Origin of the sequence: Barrientosiimonas endolithica, from assembly GCF_030296655.1 — a bacterium.
GTDB lineage: Bacteria > Actinomycetota > Actinomycetes > Actinomycetales > Dermatophilaceae > Barrientosiimonas > Barrientosiimonas humi.
Map to the genome: position 1 here is coordinate 1645006 of NZ_AP027735.1, position 14539 is coordinate 1659544.

The window sequence follows — 14539 nt, forward strand, 5'->3', positions numbered from 1 at the left end:
TTCGGTCAGGTCGATCAGCGTCTGGGTGTCGCGGATCTGGGCCAGGACCTCCCCGGCCCGGGGGCGGGTTCGGTGCTGTTGCGGATCTGGGCGTAGGCCGCTTCCAGGGCGTCGCGTGCGGTGGCCAGGTGGGCAGCGACCGGCCCGTCGCCGGGGTGCCCGGCGACGGTGGCGGGGTGTGCGCTGCTCATGCCCCTATCGTACACCTGTTCGAATGGTGTGCAAGGGGTTCGACGCGATGAATTTCGCTGCGGGACAAGGCTTTTCGCTGCTCAGGGTCGTTCAGTCGGACAGGAGCAATCGCGGCCGGGCGACCCGGCCGTGGCGTCGGTGTGTCGACGTGGCCCAGGTCTAGCAGCAGGCACCGACAACGAGCCGTCGGCAGCGGCGAGAGGGTCTCGATACGCGCTCCTTCGTCGCGCTACTCGACCAGCATGGCCGCGCTACTCGACCAGCGTGGGTGCTACTCGACCAGCATGGACGCGCTACTCGACCAGCGTGGGAGCGCTACGGACGTGGCGGGACGCGCAGCTCCATCAGCCGCTCACCGGGCGCGGTGAAGCCGACCCGCTCGTACAGCGTCCGAGCCTTCGGCTCCGCGTTGAGCTGGAAGCGCTCGACGCCCTGCGCCACTCCCCACTCGACCGCGTCGCGCAGCATCCGCTCGGCGATACCTCTCCCCGGTGCGTCGGGCGCACGAACACCAGCGCCACGTGCATCCAGGCCGTCGTGGGGCGCCGCAGCGACGGCAGCTTGCGCACCATCGCGGTCTGCACCAGGCCGACCGGGTTGCCGTCGGACTCCTCGGCCAGCCACGTCGGCCGGCGGTCGACGTCGAGGAGCCAGGCGTCGGCGTACTCGGTGAGGAAGCCGGGCCGGGCGTCGGCGCCGTCCTCGCGGTCCATGGCCAGGACGAGGGCTGCGACGCCCAGCGCGTCGTCTCGCTCGGCCTGCCGCACCTGAATCGGGTCCACGGCGGCAGTGAAGCACAGCCGCCGTGGACCCATCGATGGTCAGTCGTACGAGATCAGGCGGCGGCCGTTGCCGGCTGGCTCACCCGGGAGCGCCCGAGGACGACCTGGTCGACGCTGAAGCGCCCCGCCCCGGTCGCAGCGAGCAGGAGGCCCAGCGCGCCGATGACGGCGACGAGCTCCCAGCCGCCGTCGGTCACGAACACGCCGGCCTCGCGGTGGGCGAACCAGAAGGCGCCGAACATGTTGATCGCCACGAGCACCCCGACCAGCGGCATCAGGGCGCCGACGATCAGCAGGATGCCCCCGCCGAACTCGACCAGCGCGGCGAACCACGCGGCCACCTGGGGCACCGGGATGCCCATCTGGCCGAATCCGTCTGCGGTTGCGGCGATTCCGTTGTCGAACAGTTTCTGCGCCCCGTGGGCCACGAGCACCACTCCCAGGATGACCCGGGCGATCAGCAGGGCGGTATCGGTGAGAACGGGCGGCTGCGACAGTCGCTTCATGCGGCCAGAGCGTAAGCGAATCGACGCTTATCAAACACCTTCGGCCCGTGTATGAAAGTTCACGCGCGACAAGGGAACTCGCGCGCTGACAGCGTGTCTCTCAGCAGGCTGTGACGCGCCTGTGACTTCACGCCGCCGCCACGAACGAGCCGGTCACTCCGGCGAGGTCGTCACCTGCTCCTTGCCCTCGACCGCGGCCAGGATCTCCTCGATCGCCTGGTCGACAGGCACCCCGTTGCGCTGCGACCCGTCGCGGTAGCGGAACGACACCGCGCCGGCGTCGCGGTCCTCACCGCCGGCGATGAGGACGTACGGCACCTTCGCCTTGCTCGCGTTGCGGATCTTCTTGGGGAAGCGGTCGTCGCTGTCGTCGAGCTCGACGCGAATCCCCTTGGCGCGCATGCGATCCAGCACCTCGGTGAGGTACGGGGCGAACTCCTCGGCCACCGGCACCCCGAGCACCTGGACCGGCGAGAGCCAGACCGGGAACGCGCCGGCGTAATGCTCGACCAGCACGCCCAGGAAGCGCTCGATCGAGCCGAACTTCGCCGAGTGGATCATCACCGGACGCTGGCGGCTGCCGTCGGACGCGGTGTAGGTGAGGTCGAACCGCTCGGGCTGGTTGAAGTCGTACTGGATCGTCGACATCTGCCAGGTGCGGCCGATGGCGTCGCGCGCCTGCACCGAGATCTTCGGGCCGTAGTACGCGGCGCCGCCCGGGTCGGGCACCAGCTCCAGCCCGGAGCGCGTCGCGACGTCCTCGAGAACCCTTGTGGCTTCTTCCCATTCGGCGTCAGAGCCGATGAACTTGTCCTTCTTGTCACCCTCGGTCTCGCGGGTCGACAGCTCGAGGTAGAAGTCGTCGAGGCCGAAGTCGCGCAGTAGCGACAGCACGAAGTCCAGCAGGTGCTGGATCTCCTCGGCCGCCTGCTCGCGCGTGACGTAGGAGTGGCTGTCGTCCTGGGCGAAGCCGCGCACCCGGGTGAGCCCGTGCACGACGCCGGACTTCTCGGCGCGGTAGACGTGCCCGAACTCGAAGAGCCGCAGGGGCAGCTCGCGGTAGGACCGGCCGCGCGAGCGGAAGATCAGGTTGTGCATCGGGCAGTTCATCGCCTTGAGCCGGTAGTCGGTCTCGTCGACCTTGAACGGCGCGAACATGCTCTCGGCGTAGTACGGCAGGTGGCCGGAGGTGTGGAAGAGCGCTTCCTTGGAGATGTGCGGGGTGCCGACGTACTCGAAGCCCTCGTCGATGTGCCGCTGGCGGACGTAGTCCTCCATCTGCCGCTTGATGACGCCGCCGCGGGGGTGGAAGACCGGCAGTCCGGAGCCGAGCTCCTCGGGGAAGGAGAACAGGTCCAGCTCCGCGCCGAGCTTGCGGTGGTCGCGCTTCTCGGCCTCGGCGAGCCGGTCGAGATAGGTCTTCAGCTCCTCCTTGGTCGGCCAGGCGGTGCCGTAGATCCGCTGCAGCTGCGGGTTCTTCTCCGACCCGCGCCAGTAGGCACCGCCCGAGCGCAGCAGCTTGAACGCGTTGCCGAGCACCTTGGTCGTCGGCACGTGCGGCCCGCGGCACAGGTCGCCCCACGCGCGCGAGCCGTCGCGCCGCAGGTTGTCGTAGATCGTCAGCTCGCCGGCGCCGACCTCGGCGTCGGCACCCTCGGCCGCGTCGGCGGCGCCGCCCTTGAGGCCGATCAGCTCGATCTTGTACGGCTCGCCGGCCAGCTCGGTGCGCGCCTCGTCGTCGCCGACGACGCGCCGGGCGAAGGTCTGCCCCTCGTTGACGATCTTCTGCATCGCCTTCTCGAGGGCCTTGAGGTCCTCGGGCTGGAAGGGCTCGGCGACGTCGAAGTCGTAGTAGAAGCCGTCCGTGACGGGCGGGCCGATGCCGAGCTTCGCGTCGGGGTTGGCCTGCTGCACGGCCTGGGCGAGCACGTGCGCGGCGGAGTGCCGCATGATCGCAAGACCCGCCTCGGAGTCGACGGTGATCGGCTCGACCGCCGCGCCGTCGGCCAGCTCGCGGAACAGGTCCTGCTGCTCACCGTCGACGAGCATCGCGACGACCGCGCGGTCGTCGCCGAACAGGTCGGTGCCCGTCGTGCCCTGCTCGACCGATCGCTCGTCTCCGGAGACGGTGAGGGTGAGCTGCGCGGGCATGGGTACTCCTGGCTGATCGAGGTGATCGGTGTGGGGCGTACGGCCGGTGAGGCGGGCGTACGTCGGTCCAGGCTAGCGATCCGCGCCGGCCGGCGGCGCACCGACCGTGGGACCGGTCAGGCCTCCACCTCGAGCTGGTCGGCCATCCGACGCGCCACCCGCTCCCACCGGTCCAGGGCGGGGACGTGCTCGGGAAGGGCTGCCGGGCGCACGGCACGGCAGATGCTCAGGACGCGACGCGGGATCTGTGGCGACTCCTCGCCGTAGTGCAGCACCTCTTCCAGCGCGAGGTCGACGAGCTCGGCGACCCGCTGCGGCCGGTGGACCAGGCGGACCGTGCCGTCGCGCTCGACGACGTCGGGCAGGTCGCGGCGGGCGACCAGGGCGCGCAGGATGCGGTGCAGCTCGTCGAGCACCTCGCTGGCCGTCGTCGGGTCGTTGATCCCGGGGCTGAGGGCCCGCTCGGCGATGTCGACCAGCTTGCGCACGCCGAAGCCGGGGTCCTGGTGCATGACCCGGTCCTGCTCGACCACCACCGTCTGGCGCAGCTCATCGGCCTCGTCCTCCGGGGGCGCCGGCCAGATGCGCAGCGCGGGCGAGCCCTCGGTGACGAAGCGGCCGACGGGCAGCAGCACCTGCACGACGGCGTCGTGCTCGACGGCCCAGTCGAGCAGCCGGCGCAGCGCGATCTCGGCGACGTAGCCGTGCTCGACCGCGTCGATCTGGTGCGGGGCGGACGTCGGCGGCTCCCACTCCGGCTGCTGCGGTGCGCCGCGGTCGCCCGGCGGGAAGTAGCGCCCGATGACGTCCATCGTGTCCTCGCCCAGGTGCGACACGATCGAGGAGACCTTGATGGCGGTGGTGATGTGGTGGATGAAGGCGAGGAACATCACGACGCTGCCGAGCACCAGCAGGAACGCCAGGGTGATCGACAGCTGGGGCACGAACGACTCGGTGTCGGACGTCCCCTCGACCGAGCGCAGCACGGTCAGCGCGTAGACGAACGTCGCGGTGAAGACGCCGAGGGTGGCCTGCGTGACCCGGCTGGAGAGGAAGTCGCCCAGCACGCGCGGACTGAACTGGCTGCTGGCGAGCTGCACCACGACCATCGTGATGGAGAAGACCAGGCCGGTGACCGAGATCATCGCCCCCGCGATGGTGCCGAGCACGCTGCGCGCCCCGTCGGCCCCGCCCTGGAAGACGAACGGGAGGTCGTCGACGGCACCGCGCTCCCACTCCGGCAGCAGCACCCCGACGACGAGGGCGACGGCCACGACCGCGAGCGGCAGCGCCCAGAAGGGGCGCCACATCCGCCCCCACGTCGTGCTGCTGCGCACGGCGGGCAGGCCGCTGTCGCTCGCGCTGCCGGACGGTCGGTGCCGGTCGTCCTGTACGTCGTCCACGCCTGGTGATGCTAGGGCGTGGGTTCAGCCGGTCCGGCCGGCGGGCGGCATGACAACGGGCCGCGGAGTCTGCGCTCCGCGGCCCGATCGTGGTGGACGTGAAGGGACTCGAACCCCTGACCTCTCGCGTGTGAAGCGAACGCTCTAACCAGCTGAGCTACACGTCCTGGTGCGTCGGGAAGGATAGCCCGTCCCGGCGCCACAACCGAAATCGGGCCTACGCGCCGCCCAGCCCCGGCACCTGGCGCAGCCAGGTCTCCACCGCATCGGGGAAGAACCCCGGGATCCCGCTGAACCGGAACAGCGCCCAGAAGATCGCGAGCACCAGGGCGAAGGTCAGCAACCCGAAGATGGCCTGCACCACGATCGACTGCCGCCGCAGCCAGCGCTCCCAGGCGCGCACCTTGCCGCGCACCCACTCCAGCACCTTCTGCGCCCACTCGAACTCCGAGGCCCAGATGCCGAGGCCGAGGAAGACGATGAGCCAGCCCGGTCCGGGGAACGGGATCGCCACGAGACCGCCGAGGACGACGATCGTGCCGATGACGGCGACCGCGATGCGATAGATCCGGCGCGACCGGGGGTTGGCGCGGATGCGCGCCCGCCAGGCCCAGTCGTCCTCGTCGGCGTCGAGCGTGCGGTTGCGGTCGGCGTACTTCGCGCTGGGGTCGACGGGGCGGGACTCGTCGAACTTCGAGTCGGTCATCAGGCGGGGTCCTTCTCCTTCGCGGCGGCCGCCGCGAACGCGCGGGCCATGGCCTCGGTGAGAGGACGATCGGCGGGCAGCGAACGTTCCCCGATGGCGCTGACGCCCTGGATGTCGCGGGTCGAGGAGGTGATGAACGCCTCGTCGCAGGTGTCGAGCACCGACATGGGCAGCGTGCGCTCGCGCACCGGCAGCCCTGCGTCCTGACCCCACTCGAGGGCGAGCGCGCGGGTGATCCCGGCCAGCGCGCCGGACTCCAGCGGCGGCGTCAGGACCTCGCCGTCGACGACGACGAAGATGTTGGACCCGGTGCCCTCGCACAGCTCGCCGCGCGTGTTGGGCAGGATCGCCTCGGTGGCGCCGGCCTCGCGGGCGGCTCGCAACGCGACGACGTTCTCGGCGTACGACGTCGTCTTCAGCCCCGCGACCGCGCTGCGCTCGTTGCGCGTCCAGTCGACCGGGAGCACGGTCGTGGTCGCCGGAGGTGCGTCGATGGGAGTGGCCATCACGACGTACGTCATGGGCTCGCCGATGCGCTCGGAACCGAGCGGGCCCAGGCCGCCGGTGACCGTGTAGCGCAGCCGCACGAGGCCGCTCAGGCCGTCGAGCACGGCGGCGATGCCCTCGTCGAGGTAACCGCGGTCGGCGGCGGGCAGGCCGAGCCCCGCGAGCGAGCGGTCGAGCCGGTCGTGGTGCCTCGTGCGAGCGAACACCTCGCCGTCGACGACCTTGCACGTCTCGAAGACGCCGTCGCCGACCGTGAGCCCGTGATCGGTCGCGACGATCGACGGCTTGTCGTCGACCAGCTCTCCGTTGACCCACACCGTGATGGTCACGCGTGTCACCCCGTTAGTCGTTCTCCGTGACGGTGCGCGCCAGCCCCACGAGGCGACGCGCCTTCAGGGCAGTCTCCCACCACTCGCCCTCCGGGTCCGAGCCCCACGTGATGCCCGCGCCGGTGCCGAACCGCAGCCACCGCCGTCCTGCCGGGTCGTGCTCGGCCCAGAACGTGCGGATCCCCACGGCGAGTCGCGCCTCCCCCGCGTCGGCGTCGACCCAGCCGACGGCCCCGCAGTAGGGACCGCGCGGCACCGTCTCGAGGTCCCGGATCGCTGTGAGCGCAGTCGATTTCGGCGCGCCGGAGACCGAGCCGGGCGGGAAGGTGGCGGCGAGGATGTCCGTCCAGGCGACGTCCGGGCGCAGCCTGCTGGTGACGGTCGAGACGAGGTGCACGAGGCCCGGGTGGTGCTCCAGCGCGCAGAGCCCGTCGACGGCCACCGTGCCCGGCTGCGCGACGTGCGACAGGTCGTTGCGCACCAGGTCGGTGATCATGACGTTCTCGGTCCGGTCCTTCGGCAGCAGCTCGTCGGCGGTCGGCGCGGTGCCCTTGATCGGCGCCGAGGTGAGCGTGTCGCCGGCGCGCTCCAGGAAGAGCTCCGGCGAGGCGCACACCAGGTCGAGGCCGGCCTCGGGGATGTCGATGCGTGCGGCGTAGGGAGCCGGATTCCCTTGCCGCACAGCCTGATCCAGCAGGTCCAGATCGGTCTCGGGAGCGATCTGCGTCGACAGCACCCGGCAGAGGTTGACCTGATAGACCTCGCCGGTCGAGATCCGGCGGCGGATCTCCTCCACGCCCGCGCGGTAGTCCGCCTCCGTCAGCGAGGACGTCCACGCCGCGGCCGGGTCGGGACCGTCCGGCCCGGACAGGTGAGGTTCGGACAGGCGAGGGTCGGACAGGTGAGGTTCGGACAGGTGCGGGGCGGGGGTCACCTGCTCCCGACGTACGTCATCCATCCGGACGGCGGTCAGCTCGCCCTCGAAGGTGGCCACCACGACCCAGAACCCGCCGGCGTCGAGGCGCGCCGGGTCGTGGGTGATCTCCGCGACGCCGCTGGCGCAGCGGTCCCCGAAGACCGCCCGCGCCCGACTCATGGCGCACAGGGTGGCACGGCCGGTCGCGGCGCGAGGCGCGGGTCAGCTCGGGCCCGGGAGGGGGCCGTCTCAGATCGTGCGAGGACGTACGAAATGCAGAAGGGTCTCCGCGGAATCCCGGGAGGGGGCCGTCTCAGATCGTGCGAGAACGTACGAAATGTGGCGCCGCTCGACGCAAACGGCCCCTGATCCGCGTTTCCGCAGGTCAGGGGCCGTTCCGTGCTGGTGGGCGATACTGGGTTTGAACCAGTGACCTCTTCCGTGTCAAGGAAGCGCGCTACCACTGCGCCAATCGCCCTGGCGGTCTCCCCGAGGGGCGACCGGAGCGGACAACCGGGCTCGAACCGGCGACCTCAACCTTGGCAAGGTTGCGCTCTACCAACTGAGCTATGTCCGCCTGCTGCGTGGCCCCTGGGGGCCGGTGCAACGAGAGTGAACTGTAGCCGAACGACCCGGCCACTCCAAAACCGGCCCGGCGCGCGCCGCTCCCCCGCCTGCCCTACCGGGTCGACCCGCCGGCCGGAGCGGCTCCCGTCCGCCCGGAACGCGTCGAGGCCCGGACCGATCCGGTCCGGGCCTCGCTCGACGTACGTCGTCGTCACCTGGAGGTGGAGACGGGATTTGAACCCGTGTAGACGGCTTTGCAGGCCGTTGCCTCGCCTCTCGGCCACTCCACCAGGCGCCCGGCGGACCGGGCGGTCCCCTGCGGGACTCAGAGCGGACAACCGGGCTCGAACCGGCGACCTCAACCTTGGCAAGGTTGCGCTCTACCAACTGAGCTATGTCCGCGCGTGCGCACGCCCCGAACCTGCGGGGCTGCTGTGCCTCACGAGGCTAACGGATCGCCCGAGACTCGTCCAAGCCGACCTCGCCGCCCCGCGCGTCGGAGCCCGCGTCGTCAGCGGCGTCGCGCCGGGCCACCCCGTTCGCAGAACCGTTCGCGGAGCCGTTCACCGGGTCGGCCGTCGCGCTCCTGCCCCCGAGCGGCATCACCCGCACGATCCCGTCGCCGATCTTCTCGATCGCGCGGGCCGCGGCCGGCACCTGCTCGACCGGCGGCCACAGGCGGTGCGAGGCGGCGTTCAGCGCAGCGCCGATGAGCACGCCGATGCCGAGGAAGTACAGCCAGATCAGCACCACGATCGTCGCCGCCAGCGGTCCGTAGATGCTCGTCCCGCCGATGGAGTTGCCGAGGAACCAGCGCAGGACGTACGACGCCCCCACCCAGATCACGAGCGTCAGCGCAGCGCCGGGCAGGTCGCGCACCCAGCTGACCCGTTGCGGCACGGCGACGTAGAACAGCGTCGCGAACCCCAGCACGGTGAGGCCGCCGACCAGCGGCCAGTACAGCAGCATCAGGAACTGCAGCCGCCCGGGCACGATGCGCGAGAGCAGGTCGGGGCCCACCACGATCAGCGGGAACAGCACCGCGCCGAACAGCATCGAGACGAAGTAGATCGACAGGCTCATCACGCGCGTCTTGACGATCCCGCGGACCCCGCCCTGGCCGTACATGATCGAGATGGTGTCGAGCAGCACGTTCAGGCAGCGCGACCCGGACCACAGGCTCAGCAGGAAACCGATGGAGATCACGTCGGGGCGACCGCTGGAGAGCGCGTCGTCGAGTGTGGGCATGATCACCTGGTTGAGGCTCTCGGCGGTGAGGAACTGCTCGGCGTAGCGGTGCACGTTGATCGTCACCTGCTCGACCACGTCGGAGCCGAGCCAGCTGCCGAGATAACCCACCGCACCGAGCAGCCCGAAGATGAGCGGCGGCAGCGACAGGAGCGCGAAAAAGCCTGCCTCTGCTGCAAGTCCGGTGACGCGCCACCGCATGCAGATGCGCACCGTCTCGAGCGTCAGGCGAGCCAGGCCGAGGAGCCCGGGGATCTGCGCCAGCAGGTCCTTGATGCGGGCCTTCCAGTCGCTCACGGGTGCTCGGCCCACGATGCGTTCCTGGTCACGCGCACCACGGTAGCCGCGTTGTGCGCTGCGGCCGTGCACCACAATGGGGGCCGTGTCGGCGTGCCCCGGCACACCCTCACCGAGCGGGCCGCGGCCCGCTGCCCGACGCGACAAGGAGCGGCCCGTGGAGATCTGGCCCGGACGGCCGTACCCCTCGGCGCGACGTACGACGGAGCCGGCGTGAACTTCGCGCTCTTCTCCGGGATCGCGACCGCGGTGGACCTGTGCCTCATCGACGACGACGGCGCCGAGACCCGGCTGCCGCTCACCGAGGTCGACGGGCACGTCTGGCACGCCTATCTCCCCGGCCTGCAGCCGGGCCAGCGCTACGGCTACCGGGTCGACGGTCCGTACGTCCCCGCCGAGGGCCACCGCTGCGACCCCAACAAGCTGCTGCTCGACCCCTACGCCAAGGCCATCGACGGCCAGATCGACGGCGACCCCTCGCTGTTCGCCTACCGGTTCGACAACCGCGCCAAGCGCAACCGCGCCGACTCGCTCGGCCACACGATGCTGTCGGTCGTCATCAACCCGTTCTTCGACTGGGGCCACGACCGGCCGCCGCGGCACGAGTACCACGACAGCGTGATCTACGAGGCGCACGTCAAGGGCCTCACGATGACCCACCCCGACGTGCCCGACGAGATCCGCGGGACGTACGCCGGCATCGCGCACCCGTCGATCATCAAGCACCTCTCCGACCTCGGCGTGACCGCGATCGAGCTGCTGCCGGTGCACCAGTTCGTGCAGGACACCACGCTGGTCGACAAGGGCCTGTCGAACTACTGGGGCTACAACACGATCGGCTTCATGGCCCCGCACAACGCCTACTCCGCCTCGGGCAGCCGCGGCCAGCAGGTGGCGGAGTTCAAGGCGATGGTGAAGGCGCTGCACGCCGCCGACATCGAGGTCATCCTCGACGTGGTCTACAACCACACCGCCGAGGGCAACGACCTCGGCCCGACGATCTGCTTCCGCGGCATCGACAACGCGGCGTACTACCGCCTCGTCGACGACGACCTCGCGCACTACTACGACACGACCGGCACCGGGAACAGCCTGCTGATGCGCAGCCCGCACGTGCTGCAGCTGATCATGGACTCGTTGCGCTACTGGGTGCTCGAGATGCACGTCGACGGCTTCCGCTTCGACCTCGCCGCGACGCTCGCCCGGCAGTTCCACGAGGTCGACCGGCTCTCGGCGTTCTTCGACATCATCCAGCAGGACCCGGTGGTCTCCCAGGCCAAGCTCATCGCCGAGCCGTGGGACCTCGGCGACGGCGGCTACCAGGTCGGCAACTTCCCGCCGCTGTGGACCGAGTGGAACGGCAGGTACCGCGACACGGTCCGCGACTACTGGCGCGGCGAGGCGGCCGCCCTCGGTGAGTTCGCTTCTCGCATCACGGGATCCAGCGACCTGTACGAGCACAGCGGCCGGCGTCCGATCGCGTCGATCAACTTCGTGGTCGCCCACGACGGGTTCACGCTGCGCGACCTCGTGTCCTACAACGAGAAGCACAACGCGGCCAACGGCGAGGGCAACCGCGACGGCGAGAGCCACAACCGCTCGTGGAACTGTGGGGTCGAGGGGCCGACCGACGACCCGGCCGTCAACGCGCTGCGCGCCCGCCAGCAGCGCAACGTCATCGCCACCCTGCTGCTGAGCCAGGGGTGCCGATGCTCGCGCACGGCGACGAGCTCGGCCGCACCCAGCTCGGCAACAACAACGGCTACTGCCAGGACAACGAGATCACCTGGGTCGACTGGGATCTCGACGACGAGCAGGAAGACCTGCTCGACTTCACCAGCCGCGCGATCGAGCTGCGCCGCACCCACCCGACGTTCCGCCGCCGGCGCTTCTTCGCCGGGGCGGCCGACCACGGCGGCGACAGCGGCCGCGGCGACATCGAGTGGTACGCCCACGGCGGCGAGCCCATGACCGAGCTCGACTGGCGCAACGGTTACGCGCGCACGCTCATGGTCTTCCTCAACGGGCAGGCCATCGCGACGCCCGACGAGAAGGGTCAGCGGGTCGTCGACGACGACTTCCTGCTGCTGTTCAACGCCGACGGCAACGACAGCGAGTTCACCCTGCCCACAGACCATCCCGGCCGCTGGACCGTCGCGCTGTCGACCGCCGGCGACCACACCGAGAGCGACGAGCGCATCCTGTCCGAGGGCGACCGGACGACGCTGCCCGGCCGCTCGCTGCTGGTGCTGCGCGCGGCCGGGCAGGAGTAGCCGGTCGGGTCGGTGACGCCGCGGCGTCAGGTCGCCGCGAGGCGCTCCTTCTCGACGTCGACGTCGTAGGTCGCCGACGGCCACTGCGGGTCCAGGTCGCGCAGCGTCTCCAGCAGCAGCTGCTGCACGGCGAGCCGGGCGTACCACTTGCGGTCGGCGGGGACGACGTACCACGGGGCGTCGTCGGTCGACGTCTTGTCGACGACGGCCTGGTATGCCTCCTCGTACGCCGGCCACAGCTCCCGCTCGTCGACGTCACCGGGGTTGTACTTCCAGTGCTTGTCGGGGCGGTCGAGGCGCTCCTGCAGGCGCGCCTTCTGCTCCTCCGAAGAGATGCGCAGCATCACCTTGATCAGCGTCGTGCCCTTGCTCTGCACGCTCTTCTCGAAGGTGTTGATCTGGCCGTAGCGGCGCGACCAGGTCGACGGCGGCACGAGGTTGTGCACCCGCACGATCAGCACGTCTTCGTACTGAGAGCGGTCGAACACCCCGATGTAGCCCGGCTTCGGCAGCGCCTGCCGGATGCGCCACAGGAACGGCTTGCGCTTCTCCGCCGCGGTCGGTGCCTTGAACGCGGTGAGCTCGACGCCCTGCGGGTCGACCGCGCCGATCACGTGACGGATGATGCCGCCCTTGCCCGAGGTGTCCATGCCCTGGATCACCAGCAGCACCGAGCGTCCGTCGCCGTCGCGACCGTCGGCGTACAGGCGCTCCTGCAGGTCGGCCAGCTCCTCGTCAACGCCGGCCATGATCTCGGCGGCGAGCTCCTTGTCGCCGTCGAACGCGGGCGTCGAGCGTGGGTCGATGTCGGCGAGCAGCGTGCCGGGCTCGACGCGCAGCGCCTCGCGCATCGACCCGGTGAGCCCCCGGCCTCCGTGACCTTCTTCGCGGCCTTCTTGGCCTCGGCCTTCGCCTCGGCGAGCTTGGCCTCTGCCTTCTTGCGGTCCTTCTTGGAGGACTTCTTGTCGTTCTTCTTCTTGCCCATGGTGCATCCTCTCACGGCACCCGGTTTGATGGCCCTATGCGCGAGTTGTACCCAGGCACAACGCAGTCCGACGACAACACCGAATCCGAGCGTGAGCTGCTGCTGCGTCTGTACGACGCACCCGGCCCGCTCCTTCGGCTGAACTTCGTCAGCACGCTCGACGGAGCGGCCACCGGTGAGGACAACCGCTCCGGCACGATCAACACCGAGGCCGACACCCGGGTGTTCGCGCTGCTGCGCGCCTGGGCCGACGCCATCGTCGTGGGTGCGGGCACCGCACGCGCCGAGCGCTACGAGGTGCCCGACATCGACGAGGAGTGGCAACCGCTGCGCACCGGGCGCCCGGCCCGTCCGCTGCTGGTGGTCGTCTCCGCCCAGGACCAGCTGCCCCCGCTCCTCGCCGACGCCGCCGAGGACGAGGTGCTGCTCATCAGCGGCGATCCGGTCGCCCCCGAGACGCGGTGCGCACCCTGCGCGATCTCGGGCACGAGCGGATCCTCGTCGAGGGCGGGCCGCACCTCGCCCACGACTTCGTCGCCGCCGGCGCGGTCGACGAGCTGTGCCTCACCTGGTCACCGCGCATCGTCGGCGGCGAGCACCCGCGCATCTTCGTCGGCGACCCGGTGCAGGCGCAGGGCCGGCTGCTGTCCCTCCTCGAAGCCGACGACGCCCTGATCTCCCGCTGGGGGCTCTAGCTCAGACCCGCAGCGCCCACATCGCCACCGCCGCCGCGGCCGCGACGTTGAGGAGTCGACCCCGCCGCCCATCGGGATGCGCACGGCCAGGTCGGCCGCCGCGACCGTACGCCGTCCCAGCCCGTCGCCCTCGGCGCCCAGCACGACCGCGAGCCGCTCCGGCGGGTCGGCGACGAGGTCGTCGAGCGTGACGCCGTCGGGGTCCAGCGCCAGCGCGGCCACCCGCCAGCCGAGCTCCTGCAGCTCGGTGATGCCCTGCGGCCACGGCTCGATGCGCGTCCACGGCACCTGGAAGACCGTGCCCATCGACACCCGCACGCTGCGGCGGTAGAGCGGGTCGGCGCAGCGCGGCGTCACCAGCACCGCATCCACCCCCAGCGCGGCGGCCGAGCGGAAGACGGCGCCGACGTTGGTGTGGTCGACGATGTCCTCCAGCACGACGACGCGGCGCGCGTCGGCGAGCAGGTCACGCACCGCCGGGAGCTGCGGCCGCTGCATCGAGGCCAGCGCCCCGCGGTGCAGGTGGAAGCCGGTCATCGCCTCGATCACCGGGGCGTCGGCGACGAAGACCGGCACCCCGTCGGCCTCGGCCTGCGCCACCAGGTCGGCCAGGTCGGTGAGCCAGCGCTCCCCCATCAGGAACGAGCGGGGCCGGTGCCCCGCCGCCAGCGCGCGACGGATCACCTTCTCGCTCTCGGCGAGGTAGAGCCCGCGCTCGGGCTCCAGACGGCGTCGCAGGGCGACGTCGGTCAGCGAGAAGTAGTCGGCCACCCGCTCGTCGGCCGGGTCGGTGATGCGTTCGGGCACGTCGAGCAGGGTAGGTGAGCGCGGCGCAGATCCTTGCGAGCACGGCGTTCTCGGTGGCGAACACACATCGTGCGTTCTTATCGAACTGCGACGTTCCCGTGACCGCGGCGACACCTGTGACCGGCGTCACCGGCCATACCTTGCGAACTCTCTCGACATCTCCCCCGAGGATGGC

Annotated in this window: 11 protein-coding genes, 5 tRNA genes and 3 pseudogenes; 3 read left to right on the plus strand and 16 right to left on the minus strand. The window is 70.7% G+C overall.

Annotation, left to right across the window (positions count from 1 at the left end):
* Positions 1-14: 14 nt before the first annotated feature.
* The 14 genes from QUE40_RS08360 to QUE40_RS08425 form a co-directional block, all read right to left on the minus strand.
* Positions 15-191: a hypothetical protein gene (locus QUE40_RS08360; RefSeq protein WP_289232861.1), complete on the minus strand. Its 177-nt coding sequence runs from the start codon at positions 189-191 to the stop codon at positions 15-17.
* Positions 192-507: 316 nt separating this feature from the next.
* Positions 508-660 (minus strand): GNAT family N-acetyltransferase, encoded by a 153-nt coding sequence (locus tag QUE40_RS19120; protein ID WP_350227114.1) that lies wholly within the window; start codon positions 658-660, stop codon positions 508-510.
* A gap of 367 nt (positions 661-1027) precedes the next feature.
* A complete protein-coding gene (locus QUE40_RS08370; RefSeq protein ID WP_289232863.1) occupies positions 1028-1480 on the minus strand; it encodes a DoxX family protein in 453 nt (150 codons plus the stop codon).
* A gap of 153 nt (positions 1481-1633) precedes the next feature.
* Entirely contained in the window at positions 1634-3631 is a 1998-nt protein-coding gene (gene thrS, locus QUE40_RS08375; RefSeq protein ID WP_289232864.1) for a threonine--tRNA ligase, read from the minus strand.
* A 116-nt stretch (positions 3632-3747) separates the two neighbouring features.
* On the minus strand, positions 3748-5034 hold the full coding sequence (locus tag QUE40_RS08380; protein ID WP_289232865.1) for a DUF2254 domain-containing protein: 1287 nt from the start codon (positions 5032-5034) through the stop codon (positions 3748-3750).
* 90 nt (positions 5035-5124) lie between these two features.
* Positions 5125-5201, minus strand: a tRNA-Val gene (locus QUE40_RS08385).
* 50 nt (positions 5202-5251) lie between these two features.
* The gene (locus QUE40_RS08390; RefSeq protein WP_289232866.1) at positions 5252-5740 is read right to left on the minus strand and encodes a TIGR02611 family protein; all 489 of its coding nucleotides are present in this window, start codon (positions 5738-5740) and stop codon (positions 5252-5254) included.
* Positions 5740-6576, minus strand: a complete 837-nt coding sequence (locus QUE40_RS08395; protein WP_289232867.1) for an aminotransferase class IV — start codon at positions 6574-6576, stop codon at positions 5740-5742. The genes QUE40_RS08390 and QUE40_RS08395 overlap by 1 nt, the downstream gene beginning before the upstream one ends.
* 13 nt (positions 6577-6589) lie before the next feature.
* Positions 6590-7672, minus strand: a complete 1083-nt coding sequence (locus tag QUE40_RS08400) for a chorismate-binding protein (protein WP_289232868.1) — start codon at positions 7670-7672, stop codon at positions 6590-6592.
* 223 nt (positions 7673-7895) lie between these two features.
* Positions 7896-7970 (minus strand) — tRNA-Val (locus QUE40_RS08405).
* Between the two features lie 26 nt (positions 7971-7996).
* A tRNA-Gly gene (locus QUE40_RS08410) sits at positions 7997-8069 on the minus strand.
* Between the two features lie 206 nt (positions 8070-8275).
* Positions 8276-8349: transfer RNA gene (locus QUE40_RS08415), tRNA-Cys, on the minus strand.
* A gap of 39 nt (positions 8350-8388) precedes the next feature.
* Positions 8389-8461, minus strand: a tRNA-Gly gene (locus tag QUE40_RS08420).
* Positions 8462-8506: 45 nt separating this feature from the next.
* Complete coding sequence (locus QUE40_RS08425; RefSeq protein WP_289232869.1) at positions 8507-9604, minus strand: YihY/virulence factor BrkB family protein; 1098 nt, start codon at positions 9602-9604, stop codon at positions 8507-8509.
* A gap of 157 nt (positions 9605-9761) precedes the next feature.
* On the opposite strand from QUE40_RS08425, the pseudogene glgX reads away from it, so the two are divergent.
* Positions 9762-11877 (plus strand): annotated as a pseudogene (glgX, locus tag QUE40_RS08430) (glycogen debranching protein GlgX).
* A 26-nt stretch (positions 11878-11903) separates the two neighbouring features.
* Here the strand turns inward: glgX and QUE40_RS08435 are convergent.
* The gene (locus QUE40_RS08435) at positions 11904-12728 is read right to left on the minus strand and encodes a polyphosphate kinase 2 family protein (protein ID WP_350227115.1); all 825 of its coding nucleotides are present in this window, start codon (positions 12726-12728) and stop codon (positions 11904-11906) included.
* Between the two features lie 170 nt (positions 12729-12898).
* On the opposite strand from QUE40_RS08435, the pseudogene QUE40_RS08440 reads away from it, so the two are divergent.
* Together QUE40_RS08440 and QUE40_RS08445 are read left to right on the plus strand one after the other, a co-directional pair.
* Positions 12899-13204, plus strand: a pseudogene (locus tag QUE40_RS08440) (dihydrofolate reductase family protein); the annotation flags it as partial.
* Between the two features lie 119 nt (positions 13205-13323).
* Positions 13324-13557 carry a dihydrofolate reductase family protein gene (locus QUE40_RS08445; protein WP_289232870.1) on the plus strand — a complete coding sequence of 78 codons (234 nt, stop codon included), beginning with the start codon at positions 13324-13326 and terminating at the stop codon, positions 13555-13557.
* Position 13558: 1 nt separating this feature from the next.
* Here the strand turns inward: QUE40_RS08445 and QUE40_RS08450 are convergent.
* Positions 13559-14364: pseudogene (locus QUE40_RS08450) on the minus strand (TrmH family RNA methyltransferase).
* Positions 14365-14539: the final 175 nt, after the last annotated feature.